Raw genomic sequence first — 21,099 nt, forward strand, 5'->3', positions numbered from 1 at the left:
GGCCGTCGCGGCTTGGTGGTGCAGGTGGCTTAGCCCTCGCTGTCGGAGTGGTTTTCGCCCTCGGCGTGCTCGTGGCCCGGGGTTTCGCTCTCTCCGGTGACGACCGCGAGTTCAACGGGTGTTTCCGGGAGGTCGAAGCTGTCCAGCAGGGTTCCGTCGGTGACGTCGATGACGTGCAGCTTCTTGGCGGCCGGCTCGGTCACGTAGGCGAAGCCGTCTGCTCCGACCTTCACGGTCGGGGCGGGGGACTGCCACTCGTCGGGCTCCTCCCACGGTGCTACGACTGGGACCTCGTGGATGACCTCGCCGGTTTCCTCGTCGAGAACGTTCAGTTCGCCGTCGTAGGTCAGGACGAGGGCTTCGCCCTCGGCGCCGCGGGCGAGCGAGCGGAACCAGTACGCCGAGCCGACGTCGACGGTCTTCATGGTGGCGGTGTTGGTGTCGATCAGGCCGACCAGCGTCGGGCGTTCCTGCTCGGCGTCGGGGTCGACCTTGTAATCGGCGAGGACGATCGGTGATTCGTGGCTGCCGAACTGGTTGCCCGAACGCTGGTAGGTCTCCTCGACGGGAACTTTGTGGAACTCGCCGTCGCGGTACACGACAGGACCGTTCTCGCAGCCCAGAGACACAACATCCCCAGCCGACGTCGGCATCGCTGCCGCTTCTCCATGCACACCCGGGCAATCCGTGGTCTCGGCGAGGACCTCGCCGTCGGGGGAGACGACCTGAACTGTGCTGCGGGAGTCCTCGGTTCCCTGCGTCATGAGCAGGTCCCCTGAGCTCAGCGGAACAGCAACACCGTGGTGGGCGGCGTCAGTGGAATATCCCTGCACCTCATCGGAGCTGATCTGACCGTCCTCGAAGGCCGTAGTAGCCATGATGGAAATGGCTCCGGTGCCGTCGGCGAAGAGCGCTGTCTTCCCCTCGTGCGCGACGACGTGCCCGGCCTCAGGGGCCTCAATCATCGAGCCTGTCAGCTCGGGGGCCTGCTCGTAGTAGTGGTCATGATCCCCGTGACCTTCAACGATGAGCCCTGAGTCGAACACGCGGAACTCCTTGCCGGCGCTGACCAGCACGTGCCGGCCATCTCCGGCATTGTTCAACCGCAGGAAGCCCTCGGACTCGGTATTGGCGAGCACCTCACCGGTTTCGGTGTCGACGGTAATGATCCCGCCGTCATAGGTCAGCACCGCTCGAGGTGCCAGACCATCGACCTCCTGGCGGTCCGAACTTTCAGCGCTGGGTGCGTTGCTCTCCTCCGTTGAAGATTCGGCAGAGGCGGACGCCGGCGCTGATGCATCGGCGGCAGGTTCCGAGGAACCGGTGGAACAGGAGGTCAGCACCAAGGCTGCAAGGACGGCGGTGGACAAGGGAAAAGTTCGAAGATGTATCGACATGCCCTCAGGCTAGATGCAAATGCGTATCATTCTCAACTAAGCCATATCTGCGTATACTGACAGCCGTTCACATCGTGGGTGCCGGCCTGACGTTGGAGGGTTCACGGAACGACGCATCAGGCCAATACCAAAGGATGAAAGTGCCCAGACAGCGACTACCTCCACTGACCTCTCTCGCGATTGCCGCGCTCGTCAGCCTGACTGCCTGCGGTTCATCATCGAGCCCCGAGCCCGAGGGTGCCGGGGGGGGCGCACTTCACGCGCGACGAGTTCCACCCAGCAAGTGGCCGCCGAGCACAATCACGCCGATGTCATGTTCGCGCAGATGATGATTCCGCATCACCAGCAAGCGGTGGATATGGGCGAGATGATGCTCGCCAAGGACAGTCTCGATCCTGAAATCACCTTCATCGCGACCACGCTCAAGGACGCTCAGGCACCGGAAATCACCCTCATGACCCAATGGCTGGAAGCATGGGGCGAGTCCGCGGCAAGCAGCATGGATAGCCATGACATGCATTCCATGGACGGGATGCTGACGGAAGATCAACTGGCGGCCCTGGAAAGCGCTCAGGGCGAGGAAGCGTCGCGCCTGTTCTTGGAGTCCATGATTGCGCACCATGAGGGCGCGGTCACCATGGCGCAAGACGAAGTGGATGACGGGCAGAATCCGAGCGCTGTGGATCTCGCCGGAGACATCATCGAGACACAGAAGTCGGAGATAGAGGACATGCGGCGACTGATGGACGGCCTCTGAGGGGCCAGGTGGGGCGCAGGCAGTCCGAGAGTCCTGTTGATATCAAGCGCCCATACAAATGAACTAGCCATATGAGAATGATTCTCATATGGTGGGGTGATGCACCTCGTCATCGTCACATCTCTAGATGCGCTCAGCCGTAACAGTGCAGCCTCGTCTTTGGCGCAAGCCCTCCCCGGTACTCCGGTGGTTCTGCACGATCTGCTCGATGACGGCGTGGTGATTCGTCGCGTGCACAAGGGTGAGTGCCTCGTGGATCAAGAGACGTCGGTGCTGGAGCATGGGTGCCTGAGTTGCACGGTCCGCCTGGATCTCGCACCGACTCTTTTGCGTCTCGCCAGGGGCGGGACGACCCGGGACATTGTGGGGTTGCCACCCGGCACTACAGTTCAGAACGCGATCGACGGGCTGCACACTGTCGCCCCACGTGCTTTCACCATCGATACGGTCGCGTTGGCGGTTCGCCCTGATGATGTGGAGGATCAGCTGTGGGACCACCACACTCTCTTCGAGTCCGGCTATACCGCCGTTCCCGAGGACGGCCGGACGCCGGGGGAATTCCTGATCGGGGAGTTCCTCTTCGCCGATACGGTCCTGGCTGCCACCAGCAACCTCCTGCCACCGGACCCGAATGCACTGGTCCGAGGTATCCAACTCATCAGCGAACTCGCCCCTCACTCACGCCTTGTGCCTGCTTTCACCACGGTAAGCATCACCGACCTCGGCACCTACGACGACGCGGCTGCCAGATCACGAAGCCTTCCCGGTGCAGTCTTGGCCCCGCCCCAACCTTCGCCATCACCGCCACAGCTGTTGGCCCAGGACTCCGCATCACACACCTCGACCACGTCCCCGGCCATGTTTCGGACCTTTGAACATCGCATCGATCGGCCCCTGCATCCGGACCGATTCCGTACCGCTCTTGGTGCCATTTCGGAGGGGTGCTGTTTCGTCCGCGGAAGCGCATGGATCGCAGGCCTGTCGGACACCCGGATCGCCGTGCACGGGGTCGGTCCGCGTATTGCTTTGGCCAACGGCGGAGCTTGGAGCCACGAAGCAGGTCAGGGGGAGTGGTGCCGCGGCACGCATATCGCACTGACCGGTGACGACCTCGATGACGCCGACATCATCAATCTGCTCGACGCCTGCGCCCTGACCGATCAGGAATTGCGAACCATGCCCGAGCACCATGCGACCGGCGCCGAGTACCAGCAGCACCCCGCCTCACCTAGAGAAGGAACATCATGAAGGTTCGTAACTCCCTGCGTGCATTGAAGAAGGTCCCCGGAGCGCAGATCGTCCGGCGCCGCGGTAAGACGTTCGTCATCAACAAGAAGAACCCACGCATGAAGGCCCGTCAGGGCTAGCCCCATGACACCGGCGGATCAAGGTGCCCCCAAGAAGAGCGTCGGAAAAGACGCCACCGCTCAGGCAGAAGGAGATCCTGCGGGGCCGAGGGCCGGGGTCGTCATCGCCCTTTGCGCCGGCCACCGGTGCGCTGCTCTGACTAAAACCTGCCGTGATGACCTCGCCGGTGCTGTCGCCCGATCCCGGGGCGGGATCCTCATTTCCTCGCCCTGTCTGCAGCAGTGCGCCCAGGGAGTCGTCGGTGCCGTCGCGATCCGCATCTCGAGTGAAGACACCACCGGTCCCTCCATCTGGCTGGGCGGACTCAACCAGGACGGCCACCTACAATCGCTTGCCCACTGGGTCGAGCACTGGCAGCCGATCACCGGACAAGCCAGTATGTTGCCTGATGGCCTCCGCCAGGCCGTGATCGGATCGGGGCTACCCATCCGCCTGACTACGTCAACTCCAGCCGCACACTGACCATCAAAGCGATCGAGCCTTAAATAGTCAGAAACGTGCATCGTTGGGAGCAAAAACAGCACCAGCCCGTGTTTGGGCTGGTGCTGTTCATTACGGCGGTTTCTCCCACTTGGGCGAGGTTGCGAACTCCGATCAAGACTGGCGAGACCGCGTGGACTTAGATGGTCTTAGTGTTCGTCGTAGTGGTCGCCGTGTGCTGCGTGGCGGTGACCGTCGTGGACGTAATCGGTGTGGTCGCCGTGCTCGACGGCTTCGTGCGTGCAGTCGGCCGCGCCATGGGTGTGGTCGACGACAGTGTGCTCGGCGGGCTCGTCGTGCTCGTCGTAGTGATCGTCGTGCTCGGCGTGGCGGTGACTATCATGCAGGTAGTCGGTGTGGTCGCCGTGCTGAACGGTCTCGTGCGTGCAATCGGCGGTGCCGTGCTTGTGGTCGTCGAGGGTGTGCTCTGCCTTGATCTCGGTGGTCATGATGGTCTCCTTGATGCGGGCTTACCCGCGAAACTAGTGGCTGTCCTTAGTGACTGTGCTCGGTCGTCGGTGATGCTTCGACCGTGTGGGCGATCGCATCGTCGATGACGTGGGCGACATGTTCGTCGGTCAGTGCGTAGATCGCTTCGCGCCCTGACCTGCTGACGGTGACCAGGTTCATGCTCCGCAGAAGCCTCAGGTGCTGGGACACCAGAGGCTGAGACAATCCCGTGGCTTCCACGAGTGCACCTACCGACCCCTCGCTGCCTGCGAGGGACGTGAGGATCCTCAACCGGGACACTGTGCTGAGTGCCTTAAAGAGCTCCGCTACCTGTTCGAGCTGAGCATCATCCGTCATACAAATACATAAACACGTATGCATGTCTGTATGCAAGCGGACTGGTTGCGACGCCGTTTTGGCGACGCCGTGGAGCGTCTCGCGCCACGCTGATGGTGTGCTGAGCAGCTTGCTGAGACGGGTTGTGAGGTGCCGGGGACGCTCCGCCAGCAAGGGAGTATGACCTACCAAGAGATTGTTTCGGGCCTGCAAAAGCCCCCTTTCTCAGCTGACGAAAAATCACCGATAACGAACCTTATGTTGAGCATTCAGATCGCACGACGACCCTAATTTTCGAGGAAACAGACAATGTATCTGTGCTTTTATAGGAAATCTCAAATTTTGTCTTTAACAAATGGTGCCGTTTGCCGAAGAAAAAATTTGGCGACTCGCTAGGACGCCATAAACTGGTCAGCTGTGACCCGGATGCCCCACCTTTTACACCCACGGTGCTGCATGTATTGCAGAACTATTTATTGGGCCGCCTTGCCGGATGCTAGCCACAAGCTGGTGTTGTGCAGCACCTTCTTAGAGGATCTGTTGTATAGCGTGGGGGAGTGTCAGAGTTCGGCCAGCAGCCCAGGCAAGACCAAAGCGGATAGGACCGACTTGAGTGCGTGCGGTGGCAAGCAATTCTTCGATCTGGAGGAGTTCTGGTGCAGTGAGTGGATGTCTACGTACGATCGGGTATGCGGCCGCCGCTGCAAGCACACGGATAGCTAGGTCGGCGCGGGCCTGGTGGACGTAAACGCTGGCAAGTGATTCAAGGTAGCCGACGAGGTTGGCTTGTGAGCCCAGTTCGAGAGTGGTGAGAAGAGCTTCCCGGAGTAGGTCCTCGGCCGTGCTAAGGTCGCTGACCTGTTCTGTGCTTTCTGCCAAGTTGGTCAGAGCGACGCCGAGGACGAGGCGGTCTCCTAACTGACGGGCAAGCGCGGCACTTTCGGCACATAGTTCGAGCGCGCGTGAGTAGTGACCGTCGTAATAATTCTGCCGGCTCAAACAGATGAGAGCCGCGATCCGCGTGCGTAAGCTGGCTTGAGGTATGAACAAGACTGCCTCAGTGAGGAGGTAGGCGGACCCGTCATTGCGATCCATTGCCTGCACCGCGACACACAACATCGCCCAGGCGGCCCCTTGTTCATTCCCAGCCCTCATGAACGCCTCCAATAACTCCTCGTGCAGGGAGATCGCTTCTTTATTACGTCCGAGAATCCAGCACAGGGTCGCCATTCCGCCGAGGGCGGGTGCTCTAAGTCCGGGCGGAGCATCGGGTCTGCTGGCGAGCAGCTCAAGGCCGATCTGGCATGGCTCGGACACGTCCTCGATCATCTCCCAGTTATGTCACAGCTGGCCGACGAGCCGCAGGGCAAGGGAGGTTGAGCCGTTCGCGCCAGTGGTCCAAAGTAACGCTTGGCGAAGGTCCGCCGCATCAGCCCGCAACCGTCGGAACGCATCTGGTCGAAGTGGTCCCCAAAGCTCAGGGCGGAATCTGACTGCGACCCGGCAACAGTGGATGTGGATATACATCGTCGAAGTCGCTCGATTGCAGGGCTCGGCTATTGCCGATAATCTACATTATGTCAGGTAGCCGATCTGGGCCCCCTCCGATGAATGGTGGCCATCTGTCGGCACTGCCCGGCTGGACCACCCGCACGACCCGGTCCCCGTGGTCCCGAAGCGGCAGCCGCGGACCAGCACGACCACTGACCCGGTCGGCGGCAGGAAGGGACGGTGGCGCCGTCGAGCAGGACTTTCTGCCCTAGTCCTGCTACTTCGTGGAGCGCACAGTGGACGTCCCCGAGACCTGCAACGGGTCGAGGGCGACGCCCGTGCAGACCGCGGCGCGTTCCCATCCACGATCTCGCGATGACAAGGGTGGCATGTCATGAGCTCGCCTCTCAGCAGCGTTCCCCGAGCAGCCCGTATGCGGACGGCTCCCTTCATCATGGTCCTCCTGGGCGCCCTCCTCGTCGCGATTGCGGGCGCTATCGGTATCGGTGGAGCCACCGTCGCGGCGCTGGCCGGCCTCCAGCGCGACGGGGATTTCCTCACGACCTCCACCGAGCGATTCGACTACGACTCCTATGCTCTGACCAGCACCCGGGTGGAGGTGAACGAGGTGGACGGACTCGAGGACCTTCCCGCGGGAGTCGCCACGCTGCGCTTGCGCGCGACGGCAGCTCAGCCTGGTCAGGCCGTGTTCATCGGTGTGGCCCGGCAGGACGACGTGGACACCTACCTGTCCTCGGTGAATCACACGGAACTGGTCGATCTCCAGACCACCCCGTTCCGCGCCCTGTACCGCGACGTGCCAGGATCCGGTGTTCCAGGTCCACCGGCCGAACAGGATTTTTGGGCGACGTCGGCATCGGGAACGGAGACGCAGGAGATCACGATCGACGTGAGATCCGGAAACTGGGCATTCGTGGTGATGAACGCCGACGGTAGCCGTTCCGGGGCCGTAGAGCTGCAGGCCGCGTTCCGGTCGACGCTGTTCGCCCCGATCGGGGTGGCACTGCTCCTGACCGCGGCCCTGCTGCTCCTGGTCGGGATCCCCCTGGTGCTCGTCGGGGCGAGCGGCCTCGGCAGCGGCCTGGATCCTTCCTTGAGCAGAGGCCGACACGGCCGGGTGATGTCCGCTGGCGAACGGCACCGTCCCGACTCCGGGGATGCCGCACGGGACACCCTGCCTCACCCCACCCGGCTGACCGGACACCTTCAGCCGCGGCTGTCCCGGTGGCTGTGGCTGGTGAAATGGCTCCTGGCGCTCCCCCATGCCGTGATCCTGGTGCTGCTATGGGTCGCCTGTTGGATCGTCACGATCGCCGCAGGCGTCGTCATCCTCTTCACAGGCCGGTACCCGGCGACACTCTTCCCCTTCACGGTGGGCGTCCTCCGGTGGACCTGGCGGGTCCAGTTCTACACCTCGGTGCTCGGGACGGATGAGTACCCTCCCTTCACGCTGGCTCCCGTGGACACCTACCCCGCCGATTTCCACGTACCGCACCCGGCCCGGCTGCACCGCGGGCTGGTCCTCGTCAAGGGGTGGTTGCTGGCGCTGCCGCACCTCCTGATCGTCGCGGTCCTGACGGGCGCCTGGTCCTGGACGGTCGCCCCCGGCAACGATCCCGGCGAGGTCGTCCGAACATCGGGCCCGTCGCTCCTGGCCGTCCTTGCTCTCGTCGCAGGATTCGCGTTGCTGTTCACCGCGCGTTATCCGCGGCCACTCTTCGACTTCGTCCTGGGCATCTCCCGCTGGACGTACCGTGTGCTGGCCTACGTACTCCTCCTGCGTGACGAGTACCCGCCGTTCCGGATGGACCAGGGGTCGGAGGAGCCGGACCTGCAACCGCGGGGCCCCGACAGGCCGGGTCTCGTCGACGCCGGACGGCCCTCACCGGTCGATCGGGATATTTAGTGTCGCCGGACCCGCGGCCGGAACCCGGATAGGCACCTCCGGCGGGGACAGCCGGGACCCTGCTGCGACCGGCGCCGGGGAACAGCGTCGACCGCCTGCCCAGGCCGCGTCGCGCGCCGAGACCGTGCGCACGTACACACCGCATCGCAGGACTACTTATTGTAAGTAGGCTTATCTATGCTGGGAGCAGGAGTTTCATCCTCGAGTCAGCAATCAGCAAAGGCCCATCCCATGGAATCACCCCGCCGGTTCACCGCGATCACGATCATCTTCAATCCCAACAGCACGGGTGATGCCCCGACACTCGCCGCCGAGCTCCGCGACGAGCTGGTGCCGGCGTTGCCGGACACCGACGTGCGGTTGACGCCCACCGAGCACGCGGGTCACGCCATCGACCTCGCCCGTGAGGCCGCGTCCGCCGGGAACGCACTGGTCGTCTCGGTCAGTGGTGACGGCGGGTACAACGAAGTCGTCAACGGCGTCATGGCCAGCGGCAGCGACGACGCCGTGTGCGCCGTCCTGGCCGCAGGCAATGCGAACGACCACAGCCGCGTCACGGCCCGCAAGCCCCTCCACGAAGCAATCATCGAGGGCGAGGTGCGCAGGATCGACCTGCTGCGCATCAGCATCGAGGGAACGGACGCGAGGCCGGCCACGGAGCCGGTGCATGCACACTCCTACATCGGATTCGGTCTGACCCCGATCATGGCGATCGATCTCGAGAAGGGCAGCAAGGGCGCGTTGAAGGAGATGTTCTCCGTCGCGCGGACCTTCAGGAAGTTCAAGCCCTTCGAGATCCGGCAGAGCGACGGCAAGCGGAGGAAGTTCGACAGCCTCGTGTTCGCCAACATCTCCCAGATGGCAAAGTACGCGACCCTCAGCGAGGCCGACGACCACCCGGCCGACGGCAAGTTCGAGGTCATCACCTTCCCCCACATGGCCAAGTGGAAGATCCTCCTCACGGCGCTGCGCGCCTCCACGAAGGGCCTCGGCGACCAGCCCAGCTACTCCTCCTACCGTTTCTCGACCCTCAAGCCCCTCCCCTACCAGATCGACGGCGAAGTCAAGGACGTCGAGGTCGGCACGAACATCACGATCGACAGCGTCCCCAGAGCCCTGGCCATCCTCGGCTGATCCTCCGCGAGGGCGGGTCGACACCCGCACTCCCGGGCACGCGGACGAAAGCCACTCCGCACGGCCCGACGAAGCGACGCGCGGGATATCAGGCGACGCCCGCCGTACCGAGGAGGGCGCCCACGAGGTACGTGAACGCCATGGCGAGGGCGCCCCCGATGATCAGGCGCAGGATCGCACGCCGCCTCGAGCTTCCGCCGGCCTGGGCGCTGACGGCCCCGGTGATCGTCAGGGCCACCAGGACCGCGACGAACGTCAGGGGGATCCGGACTCCCGCCGGCAGCAGGAGGATCGCGAGCAAGGGCAGGACCGCCCCGGCCGCGAATGCGGCAGCGGAAGCGAACGCCGCATGCCAGGGGTTCGCGACCTCCACTTCGTCGATGTTCAGTTCCGCCGACAGGTGCGCGGCGAGGGCATCATGCTCCGTCAGTTCGAGGGCGACCTGACGAGCCGTCGCAGGGCTGACGCCCTTGGCCGCATACAGCCCGGCAAGTTCGTCGAGCTCTCCTGCCGGGTCGTCGCGCAGCTCCTGGCGCTCCTTCTCGATCAGGGCCTCCTGGCTGTCCCTCTGGGTGCTCACCGACACGTACTCGCCCAGCGCCATCGACACGGACCCCCCGACGACAGCGGCAGTGCCCGCGACCAGGATGGGAGCGAACGTGTTCGTCACCCCCGCGACCCCGATGACCGTCGCCGCGGTCGACACGATCCCGTCGTTCGCCCCCAGCACCGCCGCACGCAACCGATTCAGGCGCGCCGCCAGACCGCTGTCATGAGGCTCGATGGTCTCCCGATCTCCAGTCATGGAAGCAGTAAAGCACTCACGGCCGGCCCCTTCCACGCAGGACCTGCTCGCCCCCTCCGCGGATCGTGCCCGCAGTGGCCCGGTGAGGAGTCGCGAGCCGCTGCACGGGGACATCCGATGCGCGTTGTAGGCTCCGAAGGTCGGCCTCGTCGGCGGCTCCTGGTCGAGAAGGCAGGGCGGCCGGCGCCGCTGGGACGCCACCTGCACCGTGGGTCGACGAAGGGTCTCTGCAGGTCACCTCGGGGGAAGGATCGTCGTTTGGAACGCCGGACATTCATCGCTGCCGTCGTCGCGGCCGGTACAGGCCTCGGTATGGCCGCCTGCACTCCCCCGTCCGCCGGTGCTGCGAAGGCATCCGGTGCGGCGACACGACCTCCTGCGCCGGGTCCGACGTCCACCCCTCCCGTGCCCCCCGTGCCGGCAGTGACACCGGCGCCCGCGCCGCCTGCCGCGAAGGTTCCGCTCCCGGCCGGCGTGCTCACCGGCCTTCCCACGACCGACCAGGTCCTCGCCTGGACCGTCGACGACGGATCCGACAGCGAGGTCGTCCGGCTCTACGTCGAGTTCGCCCGCACGAGCGGCACCCGACTGACCTTCTTCCTCAACGGCTCCTACCCGGGGTGGTCCGACCACGCCCGGCTGCTCAAGCCGCTGGTCGCCTCCGGTCAGGTCCAGCTCGGCAACCACACCTGGTCCCACGCCGACCTCACCGCCCTCAGCGACGCCGGTATCGTCGCGGAGCTGCAGCGGAACCACGACTTCATCGTCGCCACCTTCGGCGTCGACCCCCGACCCTACTACCGCCCCCCGTACGGCTACCGCGACGAGCGGACCGACGCCGCAGCAGCATCGATCGGGTACACCTCGCCGGTCATGTGGTACGGGTCGCTGGCGGACTCGGGCCTGCGGACCGAGCAGGAGATCCTCGGCCTCGCCGACCAGTGGTTCCTGCCCGCCCACATCGTGATCGGACACCTGAACTTCCTGCCGGTCACGCGGGTCTTCCCGCAGCTCCGGCAGCTCATCACCGACCGCGGACTGACGACGGTCACCCTCGACGACATGTTCCAGCGCTGACCCGCCGCGGCAGGGCCCTCCACCCGTTGTGTGACGCGTCCGGGCCACAGGGCGCACTCCCACGTGGGTGCTGCCGGGGACCTGTCAACGGTCGTCCTGCCGGTGAGGTCAGACCCGACGCGCGGTTCCGCGGTTGAGCGCCAGATGCCCGCCCAGGAATCCCGCTCCCGATACGATCGCGTTCCCGGCGAGCCCGAGGGCCACGCCCATGGTCGGGCGGCCACGCTAAGCCAGAATCCGAGCGTCACGTCGGTGAGGAGCGGATGGATCGAGTGGCCGAGGACGCGGTACGGAACCGGCTCCGCTGCTTGCCGGCCCGTCGGCCGGGCCAGCGCCGAGCGGGCACGGGCCGCGCGCACGCCCGGGCACTCCACCAGGACGACGGGCGCCCGGCTGAGCCTGGAGCGCCCGCGGAGTGCTACTTCTTCCGGAGCGGCGTGGGGAAGTACTCCCATTCACGGCGGAAACGAGCCTCGGCGTCGAGGGCTGCCGCCTGCTCGAGGGCATGCAGCCGGCCGTAGCTGAACCCGTTCTCCCCCTCCTGGAAGGCCTTCGCACCGAGTCGCCGCAGCAGGTCCCGGGTGACGATGCTGTCCTGGTGCTCGCCGAGCGTCTTCTGCATGACCTGCGCCGCCTCGGCGATCCGGACGACCTTCTTCCGACCGATCGGCGCGGCCGCCTCGGCGGCATAGCGCAACCGCTTGCCGTCCTTCCGGGCCTCGTGCAGGGCGGGGTGGTCGCCGAGTCCGGCGGGGTGGGTCCTCGCATCGTGGACCACCCTGCGGAGGCGTTCCATGTCCCGGTTGATGAGCGCCGGGATCACCCGGTGGGCGGGCTCGGCCGCCCGGGGTGCCATCGCCGGATCGGCGACCAGGGCATCGAGCGCGTCCAGGAGGCGGAAGTACCGTCGTCCGTCCAGCGCCCTCAGCACCTGGGTGCGGAACTTCTTGTAGTCCCCGCCGAGCTCGACGTCGACCCTGCGCCCGACCGGACCCAGCAGGAGTTCGGCGGGTTCGTCGGCGAGCATCCGCTGGAGTCGCTCGTGCATCACCTGCGCGTCCCGCGCCTTCCCGAGGACACCGGCGAGCCACTTGAGCTCCTCGCGCAACAGCCGGACGGCCTCAGTGTCGTCGAGGAGGGTCCGGTACGTCGCGAGGACGGACCGCGCCCGCCGGATGGAGACCCTCATCCGATGGATCGCATCGTGCCCGTCGACCCGCACCTGGGGGTCCTGCTGCTGGAGCACGGTCACCTGCTCCCGCAGGTAGGCGAGCAGGACGTCGCCGGCCGGACCACTCGGGGTCGGGACCGGGGGTTCCGCGGCCCCGTCGGGGACCCTGTCACCCAGGATCCGTGCCAGCTTCGACCGATGAGCGGCGGCATGGGCACCCGCCGCCGTGACGACGGCCTCCGCCGCGTCCAGCAGGTCCCTCGAACCGTCGACCAGTTCGATCTCCCACTCCCGCCATCGCTGGGTGGACGGTGTGCGCCCGGGCACCTCGGCCTGCACCTGGTCGTCCATGACGTCGGCCAGGATCTGGCCCTCGGCGCCGCGCAGGTGGTGCACCGTGCGCCGTGTGTCCAGCCGGGCGACAGGTACCAGGGCCCCGTCCCTCACGTGCACCCGGATCAGCTTCAGGAGGGACTTGGGCACCGCCGAGGACTTGCGCAGCGGTTCATGGTACTCGTGGCGCTCGTCGGGCCCGGCCGGCAGCTTGAGGTGCCACCCGGCGTCCTCGCCTCCGGTTCGTCGGCGCAGTGTGATGCGGCGGGAAGCCAGCCGCAGGTCCTCGGTATCGAAGTACTCGGCCTTCAGGCGGTACTCCACCGGCTGGTCCACACCCCCGACCCCGGGGACGTCCTCCAGTGCGGGAAGCGGGACGTCGTCGTCGACGTCGAACTTCCGCTCGATCTCCACAGCAGGCTCAGGTCGCATACGGCACTGTATATCGTCGCCCGACCACGCGTCAGTAGCGCTCCCTCGGGGCTCGGCCTGCTCGCGGCTCCGAGACGGGGCCGAAAGACCCTAGAGGGATTCCCGATCGTGGCGCATACTTGCTGCACTCAAGGACTGGCAGGAGTCCCTGGGAAGACGAAGGTGCGCGTCGGCCGCCGCGCGATCGGTCACGCACCCCATGACGACGAAGGATACAGCCATGACCACAGAGCAGTCCCAGGCCCGACCCATGCGCCTCCGTACCCCCTCCACCCCCGTGCCCGCGGCGACGGGAGAGCACGTGTACCGACTCGCACATCCGCTCTCCGAATCAGACCTCAAGCGTCAGGGCGAGCGGCGTCGGGAAGCCGAGCGCAAGCTCGCCCTCCATATCCAGCGGTACCGGGAGACCCACCCTCTCCGCCGGGCTCACTGAAGCCGCCCCGGTACGACGCCGCCGCCCGGCTCGCGCCATGGATCAGCAGCTGCACTTCCTCACTGTCGCGACGCCGGACCTCGATGCCGCGCGGTCGTTCTACGGCGGCGGGCTGGGCTGGTCGCCGGTGGTCGATGTCCCGGACGAGGTCATCTTCTACCAGGTGGCTCCCGGGATGCTGCTCGGGTTCTTCCTCGCGGACAAGTTCGCCCAGGATCTCGGGCTGGACGTCGCACCATCACCGGCCGGCGTCACACTGTCCCACAACGTGGGGTCTCCGGACGAGGCCCGCGCCGTCGTCGCGGCGATGGCGCGTGCCGGCGCCAGGGTCCTCAAGCAGCCCCAGGAGAGCGCCTTCGGCGGGATCCTCCACGCCCTCGTGAGCGATCCGGTCGGAGTGACGTGGGAGATCGCCCACAATCCCGGCTGGCGCATCCTCGACGACGGCACCGTCAGTCTGCGCTGAAATGAATGGCAGGATCCCCGCCCCACGACGCTTCGGGACCTCATTCCGGAGGAGTCACATTTCTTTTTGTTCGTCGAATTCTCCGGGCATCTGCATATAGTTGTCCCAGCTTCAAGAGACGCGGTCGCCAAGCTCCGACTGGACCGCGCACCAACCCCATGTTCGTGGGTGGTTCGGATGACGAAGCGGCCTTCTCCCCGGCACCTGGTGCTGGTCCGGTGCAGGCAAGAGCACTCCGAAAGGCACTCGTCGTGAGCTGTACCGCCCTCCCCTAGCAGGACCCCGGCGCGCCCCGTCCGCGTCTCCTCCTTTCTTCTCACCACCCTGGCTATGTGCGCTGCGCGCTGCGTCAGAACATTCCCGAGGAATTCACCATGAATGCATCCCTGATCCCCCCTGCCCGAAATCGCGCCGTCGTCCGACGGCTGACGGCCCTGTCCGCCGTCGGTCTCCTGACCGTCCTGACCGGGTGCGCCGGGACGGCCGGTCCGGCCGGTCCGGCCTCCGCTCCGGACGGCGGACCGGTGTCCGGCGGCATCCTGGACGTGTCGATCTCGGCCGAGCCCGGGTGCCTCGACGGCCACGGCATCTCGGCGACCCAGCAGCAGTTCCTGGGACGCCTGATCTACGACAACGTGGTGACCCTCGACGAGAACGGGGACATCGCCCCCTACCTCGCCGAGTCGTGGGACGTCTCGGAGGACGGCAGGACGTACACCTTCCACCTCAGGCAGGGCGTCACCTTCAGCGACGGCTCACCCTGGAACGCCGAGGTCCTCGGGCAGAACTTCGAGCACATGCGGGACCCCGCCACGAAGTCGCCCCTCGCCGCCGCGTACATCGCCCCGTACGTGGACGGGACAGTCCTCGACGAGTACACCTTCGAAGCGCACCTCGCCTACCCCTACACCCCCTTCCTCTACACGCTCGCGCAGTCCTGGCTCGGCATGAACTCGGGCAAGGCCATCGCCGAGTCCCCGGAGACGCTGTGCCAGGAACCGATCGGTACCGGGCCCTTCACCGTCGCCGACTACCAGCCGGGCCAGAGCATCAGCTACGCGAAGCGGGAGGGCTACGGCTGGGCGCCGGAGTGGCTCGAGGGCGACGGCGAGGCGTACCTCGACGGCGTCGAGGTCACGCTCGTCAGCGAACCGGTCATCCGCCACCAGTCCCTGGTCTCCGGCCAGTACGACCTGACGGAGAACCTCGCGCCGCAGAACGCCGCCGCGGTGCAGGCGGATCCCGGCTTCACGTACGAGAACCTGCCCCGGACCGGCAGCCCCTACGTCCTCAGCTTCAACCTGAGCCGCGCGCCGTTCGACGACCTCGCGGTCCGCCAGGCGTTCGCCGCCGCCGTGGACACGGAGGCCGTCACGGAGAGCCTCGGCTTCGGCACCTATACCCCGATCGACGGTTTCCTGTCGAAGGAGAGCAAGTACTACGACCCGTCGGTCGAGGGCGTCCTGACCCACGACCCGGAGCGGGCCGACCAGCTGCTCGACGACGCCGGCTGGACCGGCCGCGACGACGAGGGCTTCCGCACGAAGGACGGGGAGCGGCTCACGGTCGAGGTGCCCACGGTCGAGAGTTCAACGCCGAGCCCCCTGCTGGTCCAGCTGCAGGGCGAGGCCAGGAAGGTCGGCTTCGACCTCCGGATCATCCAGCTCCCCCAGGCCCAGCTCACGGAACTGCGCTACGCCGGCGACTACGACGCGCTGGCCGGGGTGTGGCACACCAACACCACCGACGTCCTGTTCATCCGCTACCACTCCTCCGAGATCACCGGTGAGCGGATCGGCCAGAACTCGTCCTACGTGAACGACCCCGGACTCGACGGCCTGCTCTCCACGGCACGCGAGGCCGACGACGGACCCGAGGCCGAGGAAGCGTACTCGAAGGCCCAGCACCGGCTGCTCGAGATCGTGCCCGGCGTGCCGCTCTACGAGAACCCGAGCCAGTTCGCCTACGCGAACACCGTGCACGACGTCACCGTGGACACCTCGCATCCGGTGCCCGTCCTGACCTACGCCTGGAAGGCCGAGTAGGTGGCCGTCCTCCGCCGCGTCCTCACACGACTCGCGGTCGGCGTCGGCGTCCTCTGGGGCGCGGCGACGCTGACGTTCCTCGCCGTCCACCTCATCCCGGGCGACACCGCGCTGCTGATCCTCGGCGGACCGGACGCACGGCCCACCGCCGAGACACTGGCGCAGGTCCGCACCGACTACCTCCTCGACCAGCCGTTCACCGTCCAGTACGGCAGCTATCTCGGTCATCTCCTGCAGGGTGACCTCGGGGAGTCCTACAGGCTGCGCCTACCCGTCACGGAGGCCATCGGGCAGCAGATCGGCGCGACGGCGGCACTCGCGGCCGCCGCCGTCGTCGTCGCCCTGCCCTTGACCTTCGCGGTCGCGATCCTGTCCGCGCAGCGCGCCGCCTGGATCCGTTCGATCGTCTCGGGCATCGAGGTGGTCTTCGCCGCGACGCCGACCTTCATCATCGGCTTCGCGCTGCTGATCGTCTTCTCGTTCACGCTCCGCTGGTTCCCCATCGGGGGCAACCAGGGGCCGGCAGCCCTGGTCCTCCCGGCACTCACGCTCGCCCTGGCGATCTTCGGGACGCTCTCGCAGGTCCTGCGGAACGAACTCGAGGACGTCCTGGAGCAGCCGTTCATCCTGACAGCCCGCTCCCGCGGCATGCGCGACCTCCCGGTCCGGATCCGGCACGCCCTCCGGCACGCGGCGATGCCGGTCCTGACCATGTCGGGGTTCGTCGTCGCCGCACTGCTCGGCGGGTCGGTCGTCGTCGAGACCCTCTTCAGCAGGCAGGGCATCGGCTCCCTCGCGCTGGCCTCGGTCTACAACAAGGACCTGCCGGTCATCATCGGGATCGTGCTCCTGTCGGCCGCGGTCTACGTCGTCGTGAACCTCGTGATCGACCTCCTGTACACCTTCATCGACCCGAAAGTGGTGACGGCATGAGCATCGCCTCACGCACCATCCCGCCCGCCGTCGCCCCTCCTGCGGCGCTCCCGCCCCGGCCGACGGCCCTGGCCGGCACGACCCGGGTGCGGCGGGGCCGCCGGCGCGTCCGCCCCGGCATCCTGCTGGCCTCCGTGTTCCTCGGATGGCTCGCCGCGGCGGTCCTCGCCCCCGGGCTCCTGGCTCCCGCCGACCCGTACGCGGTGGACCCGGCCCGCAGCTTCGAGGCGCCCGGTGCCTCCGCCTGGTTCGGGACCGACGACTCCGGCGCGGACAACTACACGCGGATCGTCCACGGCGCCGCCACGTCCCTGTACATCGGCGTCGGCGCGACGGCGATCGGCGTGGTCGGTGGGACCGCCATCGGCCTCCTCGCCGGGCTCAACGGACGACTCGTCGAAGCGTCGGTGATGCGGTTCCTCGACGTCACCCTCGCCATCCCCGAGATCCTCCTCGCGCTCGTGGTCATCGGCATCATCGGCGGCGGCACGGAGAACGCGATCCTCGCGATCGGCGCCGGCAGCATCGCCTACTACGCCCGGATCACGAGGGCGCAGACGCACCTCGTCCGGCGGTCGGGCTTCGTCGAGGCCGCCCGCACGCTCGGCCTGCCGGCCTGGCGGATCCTCGTCACGCACACCGTCCCGAACGTCGTCAAGCCCGTGCTCGTCCTCGCGACCATCGGCATCGGCTCGGCGATCGGTGCCGGGGCGTCCCTGAGCTTCCTCGGGCTCGGCACCCCTCCCCCCGCCCCCGAGTGGGGCGCGATGCTCTCGGCGGGCCGCAATTTCATCTCGAACGCGCCCTGGATGATCACGTTCCCCGCGGCGTTCCTCGTCGCGACGGTGCTGTCCATCACCGTGATCGGGCGCGAACTCCGACGCCGTGCCGAAGGCAGGCTCGCATGAGCTCCACCGCCCTCACCGCCTCCCCCACGTCCCTCGTGGCCCGCACTCCCGTCGTCGAACTCGAGGGGCTCTCCGTCGGGTTCGGCCGCGGCAGCCATCGCCGGGAGGTCATTCACGACCTGAGCCTGTCCATCCGACCGGGCGAGTGCCTCGCCCTCGTCGGCGAATCCGGCTCCGGCAAGTCCGTCACCGCCCGCACCCTCGTGGGACTCACCGGCCCGGGCTCGCACGTCCGGTCGCGCGCCCAGCGCTTCAACGGCCAGGACACCTCCGGATGGGGCGAACGCCAGTGGACCCGGGTCCGCGGCAGGGAGGCAGGCTTCATCCTCCAGGACGCCCTGTCCTCCCTCGACTCCCTCCGCACGGTCGGCGACGAGGTGGGCGAGGTCCTCCGCCTGCACGGTGACCTCGACCGCAGCGCCCGCCGGAGGCGCGTCGTGGAACTCCTCACCTCCGTCGGCGTCCCCGACCCGGAGGTGCGGGCCGGGCAGTACCCGCACCAGCTGTCCGGTGGGCTCCGGCAGCGCGCCCTGATCGCCTCGGCCATCGCCGCGGACCCGGGCTTCCTCATCGCGGACGAGCCGACGACGGCGCTGGACGCCACGATCGCGGCGCAGGTCCTCCGCCTGCTCGGTGGCCTCAAGGGAGGCAGCACGGCGATGCTCGTGGTCAGCCACGACCTGGCCGTCGTCGCCGGCCTCGCCGACCGCGTCGCCGTGATGCGCGACGGCGTCATCGTGGAGGAGGGCACCGTCCAGGCCGTGCTGCAGGACCCGCGGCATCCCTACACCCAGGGCCTGCTGGCGGCCATCCCCTCGCGTTCGTCGCGCGGTCGACGCCTGACGATCCGTGATCCCGGGCAATCGAAGGCCGTGACGCCGGCGCCGTCCCGCGAGGTACCGGACCCGTCGACCGCGCCCGCCCTGGCGGTCGAGGGAGTGACGAAGGCCTTCGCCGGTCCCGGTGGCAGCCGACGGACGGCGGTCGACGGCGTGTCCTTCACGCTCGGGAAGGGCACCACCCTGGGGATCGTCGGCGAATCGGGAAGCGGCAAGAGCACCGTCGCCCGCATCGCCCTCGGCGTCGAAACACCGGACGCCGGTACCGTCCGCGTCCGCGGGCGCACCTGGGCCGAGCACCGGGCATCGCGGGACCTCGCAGCCCGCCGCTCCGTGCAGATGATCTACCAGGATCCGCTGCAGTCGTTCGACCCGCGGAAGACCGTACGGCAGGTGATCGGACAGGCCGTCGCCGCGGCCGGGACGCCCCGGCCCGCGCGGGCCGGCCGGATCCTCGAACTGCTCGACCTCGTCGGCCTCCCCGCCGACAGGTCCCCCAGCCGCCCCCTCGAACTCTCGGGCGGGCAGCGGCAGCGCGTCGCCATCGCCCGGGCACTGGCCGCCGAGCCAGCGGTCATCATCTGCGACGAACCCGTCTCCGCCCTCGACATCACCGTCCAGGCCCGCATCCTCGACCTCCTCACGGACCTGCAGGAGCGCTTCGGGCTCAGCTACCTCTTCATCTCCCACGACCTCGGCGTCATCCAGCACATCAGCCGCGAGGTGCTGGTCCTGAAGGACGGCGTGGTCCTCGATCACGGGCCCGTCGCCGGGGTCTTCGACGACCCCGGGCACGAGTACACGCGCCGGCTCATCAACGCCATCCCCGAACTCCCCGCCGTCCGGAAGGACTCCCGCTCATGACACGCCAGATCGCCTTCAACCTCTTCGAGATGAACTGCGTGGGGCACATCTCCCACGGTCTGTGGGTCCACCCCGAGAACAACCGCCACCGCTTCAACGACCTCGACTTCTGGGTGGAGACGGCGAAGCTGCTCGAGTCAGGGCTCTTCGACAGCGTCTTCCTCGCCGACGTAATCGGCACGTACGACGGCTACCGGGGCGGCCCCGACACGGCACTGCGCGAGGCCGTGCAGATCCCGAGCAACGACCCTCTGCTGATCATCCCGGCGATGGCCGCCGTGACGAAGCACCTGGGCTTCGCGGCCACGTTCTCCACGACGTACGAGCCGCCGTTCGCCTTCGCCCGACGCGCGTCCACGCTCGACCACCTGACCAAGGGCCGGTTCGGCTGGAACATCGTCACGTCCTACCTCCCCAACGCCGCCCGGAACTTCGGACTGGCCGACGAGGTGGAGCACGACCAGCGCTACGCCATCGCGGACGAGTACCTCGACGTCCTGTACAAGCTCTGGGAGGGTTCCTGGGACGACGACGCCGTGATCGAGGACCGCGAACGCCGCATCTACACCGACCCCTCGAAGGTCCGCTACATCGACCACCACGGCGCGCACTTCTCCGTCGCCGGACCGCACCTGAGCGCCCCCTCGCTCCAGCGCACCCCGGTGCTGTTCCAGGCCGGCAGCTCGACGGCGGGCAAGGCCTTTGCGGCACGGCACGCCGAGGGCGTGTTCGTCGGTGGCCGCGACGCGGCGGCCTACCGGGAGAACGTGCAGGACCTCCGCCGGCTCGCGGTCGCCAACGGAAGGGCCGCAGATCACATCAAGGCCTTCGCGAGCGCCGTCGTCATCGTCGGCAGGACACACAAGGAAGCCCAGCGGAAGGCCGACGACTACCGCCGCCTGTCCAGCGCGGAGGGATACCTCGCCCACGCCGGAGGCGGGGGGATCGACCTCGCGGCCTACCGGCCCGACGAGGTGATCGACGACATCCTCGCCCGCGAGAACAGGCCCGGCCGGGACCGGCAGCCCAGCAACCGGCGCCACCCGGCCGGAACCACCGTCGGCGAGGCGCTCGAGCGCATCACGCGCTTCGACCGCGGCCCCTTCGTGGCGATCGGTACCCCTACGGAGGTCGCGGACGAGATCGAGCGGTGGGTCGAGGGCACGGACCTCGACGGCTTCAACCTCCGGCAGTTCCTCAGCCCCGGCACGGCCGAGGACTTCATCGAACTCGTCGTGCCCGAACTGCAGAAGCGCGGCCTGTACCGCAGGTCGTACGAGGAATCGACGCTCCGCGAGCGCCTGTTCGGACCGGGTGCCACACGGCTCTTCGACCAGCATCCCGGTGCCCGCTACCGCAACGGCGCCAATCTCGGCGCCGACGCCGTGCCTCTCGCCGCGATCCCGGTGCGCACTACCGCCCCTGCCGCCCCGTCCTACGCCTAGGAGTC

Annotated in this window: 19 protein-coding genes and 1 riboswitch; of the genes, 13 read left to right on the plus strand and 6 right to left on the minus strand. The window is 67.3% G+C overall.

Going from position 1 to position 21,099, the window contains the following annotated elements; genetic code table 11:
* Window positions 1-29: 29 nt before the first annotated feature.
* Window positions 30-1,190: a hypothetical protein gene (locus CXQ97_RS04910; protein ID WP_258062275.1), complete on the minus strand. Its 1,161-nt coding sequence runs from the start codon at window positions 1,188-1,190 to the stop codon at window positions 30-32.
* A gap of 490 nt (window positions 1,191-1,680) precedes the next feature.
* Here CXQ97_RS04910 and CXQ97_RS04915 point away from each other — a divergent pair, with 490 nt between their 5' ends.
* The 3 genes from CXQ97_RS04915 to ykgO all read left to right on the plus strand — a co-directional run bounded on the left by CXQ97_RS04915 (window position 1,681) and on the right by ykgO (window position 3,521).
* Window positions 1,681-2,154, plus strand: a complete 474-nt coding sequence (locus tag CXQ97_RS04915; RefSeq protein WP_258062276.1) for a DUF305 domain-containing protein — start codon at window positions 1,681-1,683, stop codon at window positions 2,152-2,154.
* 99 nt (window positions 2,155-2,253) lie between these two features.
* Window positions 2,254-3,402 (plus strand): GTP-binding protein, encoded by a 1,149-nt coding sequence (locus CXQ97_RS04920; RefSeq protein WP_104179869.1) that lies wholly within the window; start codon window positions 2,254-2,256, stop codon window positions 3,400-3,402.
* Window positions 3,399-3,521 (plus strand): type B 50S ribosomal protein L36, encoded by a 123-nt coding sequence (gene ykgO / locus CXQ97_RS04925; RefSeq protein ID WP_082471366.1) that lies wholly within the window; start codon window positions 3,399-3,401, stop codon window positions 3,519-3,521. The genes CXQ97_RS04920 and ykgO overlap by 4 nt, the downstream gene beginning before the upstream one ends.
* A gap of 630 nt (window positions 3,522-4,151) precedes the next feature.
* Here the strand turns inward: ykgO and CXQ97_RS04930 are convergent.
* The 3 genes from CXQ97_RS04930 to CXQ97_RS04940 all read right to left on the minus strand — a co-directional run bounded on the left by CXQ97_RS04930 (window position 4,152) and on the right by CXQ97_RS04940 (window position 6,117).
* The gene (locus CXQ97_RS04930; RefSeq protein WP_104179704.1) at window positions 4,152-4,451 is read right to left on the minus strand and encodes a hypothetical protein; all 300 of its coding nucleotides are present in this window, start codon (window positions 4,449-4,451) and stop codon (window positions 4,152-4,154) included.
* 46 nt (window positions 4,452-4,497) lie between these two features.
* On the minus strand, window positions 4,498-4,833 hold the full coding sequence (locus CXQ97_RS04935; protein WP_306739486.1) for a helix-turn-helix transcriptional regulator: 336 nt from the start codon (window positions 4,831-4,833) through the stop codon (window positions 4,498-4,500).
* A 483-nt stretch (window positions 4,834-5,316) separates the two neighbouring features.
* The gene (locus CXQ97_RS04940) at window positions 5,317-6,117 is read right to left on the minus strand and encodes a hypothetical protein (RefSeq protein ID WP_104179706.1); all 801 of its coding nucleotides are present in this window, start codon (window positions 6,115-6,117) and stop codon (window positions 5,317-5,319) included.
* A gap of 556 nt (window positions 6,118-6,673) precedes the next feature.
* Between CXQ97_RS04940 and CXQ97_RS04945 the strand changes: the two genes are divergently transcribed.
* The gene (locus CXQ97_RS04945; protein WP_258062279.1) at window positions 6,674-8,206 is read left to right on the plus strand and encodes a DUF4389 domain-containing protein; all 1,533 of its coding nucleotides are present in this window, start codon (window positions 6,674-6,676) and stop codon (window positions 8,204-8,206) included.
* A gap of 231 nt (window positions 8,207-8,437) precedes the next feature.
* The gene (locus CXQ97_RS04950) at window positions 8,438-9,340 is read left to right on the plus strand and encodes a diacylglycerol kinase family protein (RefSeq protein ID WP_104179708.1); all 903 of its coding nucleotides are present in this window, start codon (window positions 8,438-8,440) and stop codon (window positions 9,338-9,340) included.
* Between the two features lie 88 nt (window positions 9,341-9,428).
* Here the strand turns inward: CXQ97_RS04950 and CXQ97_RS04955 are convergent, their stop codons facing one another.
* Window positions 9,429-10,145: a VIT family protein gene (locus tag CXQ97_RS04955; protein ID WP_104179709.1), complete on the minus strand. Its 717-nt coding sequence runs from the start codon at window positions 10,143-10,145 to the stop codon at window positions 9,429-9,431.
* A 258-nt stretch (window positions 10,146-10,403) separates the two neighbouring features.
* Here CXQ97_RS04955 and CXQ97_RS04960 point away from each other — a divergent pair, with 258 nt between their 5' ends.
* Window positions 10,404-11,222, plus strand: coding sequence for a polysaccharide deacetylase family protein (locus CXQ97_RS04960; protein WP_104179710.1), 819 nt, complete (start codon window positions 10,404-10,406; stop codon window positions 11,220-11,222).
* Window positions 11,223-11,640: 418 nt separating this feature from the next.
* Here the strand turns inward: CXQ97_RS04960 and CXQ97_RS04965 are convergent, their stop codons facing one another.
* Window positions 11,641-13,158 carry a CYTH and CHAD domain-containing protein gene (locus CXQ97_RS04965; protein WP_104179711.1) on the minus strand — a complete coding sequence of 506 codons (1,518 nt, stop codon included), beginning with the start codon at window positions 13,156-13,158 and terminating at the stop codon, window positions 11,641-11,643.
* 220 nt (window positions 13,159-13,378) lie between these two features.
* Between CXQ97_RS04965 and CXQ97_RS04970 the strand changes: the two genes are divergently transcribed.
* The 7 genes from CXQ97_RS04970 to CXQ97_RS05000 all read left to right on the plus strand — a co-directional run bounded on the left by CXQ97_RS04970 (window position 13,379) and on the right by CXQ97_RS05000 (window position 21,094).
* Window positions 13,379-13,594 (plus strand): hypothetical protein, encoded by a 216-nt coding sequence (locus CXQ97_RS04970; protein ID WP_104179712.1) that lies wholly within the window; start codon window positions 13,379-13,381, stop codon window positions 13,592-13,594.
* A 37-nt stretch (window positions 13,595-13,631) separates the two neighbouring features.
* Complete coding sequence (locus tag CXQ97_RS04975; protein WP_104179713.1) at window positions 13,632-14,060, plus strand: VOC family protein; 429 nt, start codon at window positions 13,632-13,634, stop codon at window positions 14,058-14,060.
* A gap of 109 nt (window positions 14,061-14,169) precedes the next feature.
* Window positions 14,170-14,297: riboswitch (SAM riboswitch) on the plus strand.
* 137 nt (window positions 14,298-14,434) lie between these two features.
* The gene (locus tag CXQ97_RS04980; protein WP_104179714.1) at window positions 14,435-16,105 is read left to right on the plus strand and encodes an ABC transporter substrate-binding protein; all 1,671 of its coding nucleotides are present in this window, start codon (window positions 14,435-14,437) and stop codon (window positions 16,103-16,105) included.
* The gene (locus CXQ97_RS04985; RefSeq protein ID WP_104179715.1) at window positions 16,106-17,038 is read left to right on the plus strand and encodes an ABC transporter permease; all 933 of its coding nucleotides are present in this window, start codon (window positions 16,106-16,108) and stop codon (window positions 17,036-17,038) included.
* Window positions 17,035-17,946 (plus strand): ABC transporter permease, encoded by a 912-nt coding sequence (locus tag CXQ97_RS04990; RefSeq protein WP_104179716.1) that lies wholly within the window; start codon window positions 17,035-17,037, stop codon window positions 17,944-17,946. The genes CXQ97_RS04985 and CXQ97_RS04990 overlap by 4 nt, the downstream gene beginning before the upstream one ends.
* Complete coding sequence (locus CXQ97_RS04995; RefSeq protein ID WP_104179717.1) at window positions 17,943-19,649, plus strand: ABC transporter ATP-binding protein; 1,707 nt, start codon at window positions 17,943-17,945, stop codon at window positions 19,647-19,649. The genes CXQ97_RS04990 and CXQ97_RS04995 overlap by 4 nt, the downstream gene beginning before the upstream one ends.
* Window positions 19,646-21,094, plus strand: coding sequence for an LLM class flavin-dependent oxidoreductase (locus CXQ97_RS05000; RefSeq protein WP_104179718.1), 1,449 nt, complete (start codon window positions 19,646-19,648; stop codon window positions 21,092-21,094). The genes CXQ97_RS04995 and CXQ97_RS05000 overlap by 4 nt, the downstream gene beginning before the upstream one ends.
* Window positions 21,095-21,099 lie beyond the last annotated feature (5 nt).

This window comes from Arthrobacter sp. B0490 (assembly GCF_002929355.1).
Classification (GTDB): domain Bacteria; phylum Actinomycetota; class Actinomycetes; order Actinomycetales; family Micrococcaceae; genus Arthrobacter_D.

Excerpts from the sequence above, each read along its gene's own strand:
- CXQ97_RS05000 (WP_104179718.1), top strand. The coding sequence starts at position 19,646 with ATGACACGCCAGATCGCCTTCAACCTCTTCGAGATGAACTGCGTGGGG.
- CXQ97_RS04950 (WP_104179708.1), top strand. The coding sequence starts at position 8,438 with ATGGAATCACCCCGCCGGTTCACCGCGATCACGATCATCTTCAATCCC.
- CXQ97_RS04965 (WP_104179711.1), bottom strand. The coding sequence starts at position 13,158 with ATGCGACCTGAGCCTGCTGTGGAGATCGAGCGGAAGTTCGACGTCGAC.
- CXQ97_RS04995 (WP_104179717.1), top strand. The coding sequence starts at position 17,943 with ATGAGCTCCACCGCCCTCACCGCCTCCCCCACGTCCCTCGTGGCCCGC.
- CXQ97_RS04945 (WP_258062279.1), top strand. The coding sequence starts at position 6,674 with ATGAGCTCGCCTCTCAGCAGCGTTCCCCGAGCAGCCCGTATGCGGACG.
- CXQ97_RS04920 (WP_104179869.1), top strand. The coding sequence starts at position 2,254 with ATGCACCTCGTCATCGTCACATCTCTAGATGCGCTCAGCCGTAACAGT.
- CXQ97_RS04940 (WP_104179706.1), bottom strand. The coding sequence starts at position 6,117 with ATGATCGAGGACGTGTCCGAGCCATGCCAGATCGGCCTTGAGCTGCTC.
- CXQ97_RS04955 (WP_104179709.1), bottom strand. The coding sequence starts at position 10,145 with ATGACTGGAGATCGGGAGACCATCGAGCCTCATGACAGCGGTCTGGCG.
- CXQ97_RS04990 (WP_104179716.1), top strand. The coding sequence starts at position 17,035 with ATGAGCATCGCCTCACGCACCATCCCGCCCGCCGTCGCCCCTCCTGCG.
- CXQ97_RS04975 (WP_104179713.1), top strand. The coding sequence starts at position 13,632 with ATGGATCAGCAGCTGCACTTCCTCACTGTCGCGACGCCGGACCTCGAT.
- CXQ97_RS04970 (WP_104179712.1), top strand. The coding sequence starts at position 13,379 with ATGACCACAGAGCAGTCCCAGGCCCGACCCATGCGCCTCCGTACCCCC.
- CXQ97_RS04930 (WP_104179704.1), bottom strand. The coding sequence starts at position 4,451 with ATGACCACCGAGATCAAGGCAGAGCACACCCTCGACGACCACAAGCAC.
- ykgO (WP_082471366.1), top strand. The coding sequence starts at position 3,399 with ATGAAGGTTCGTAACTCCCTGCGTGCATTGAAGAAGGTCCCCGGAGCG.
- CXQ97_RS04935 (WP_306739486.1), bottom strand. The coding sequence starts at position 4,833 with ATGCATACGTGTTTATGTATTTGTATGACGGATGATGCTCAGCTCGAA.
- CXQ97_RS04980 (WP_104179714.1), top strand. The coding sequence starts at position 14,435 with ATGAATGCATCCCTGATCCCCCCTGCCCGAAATCGCGCCGTCGTCCGA.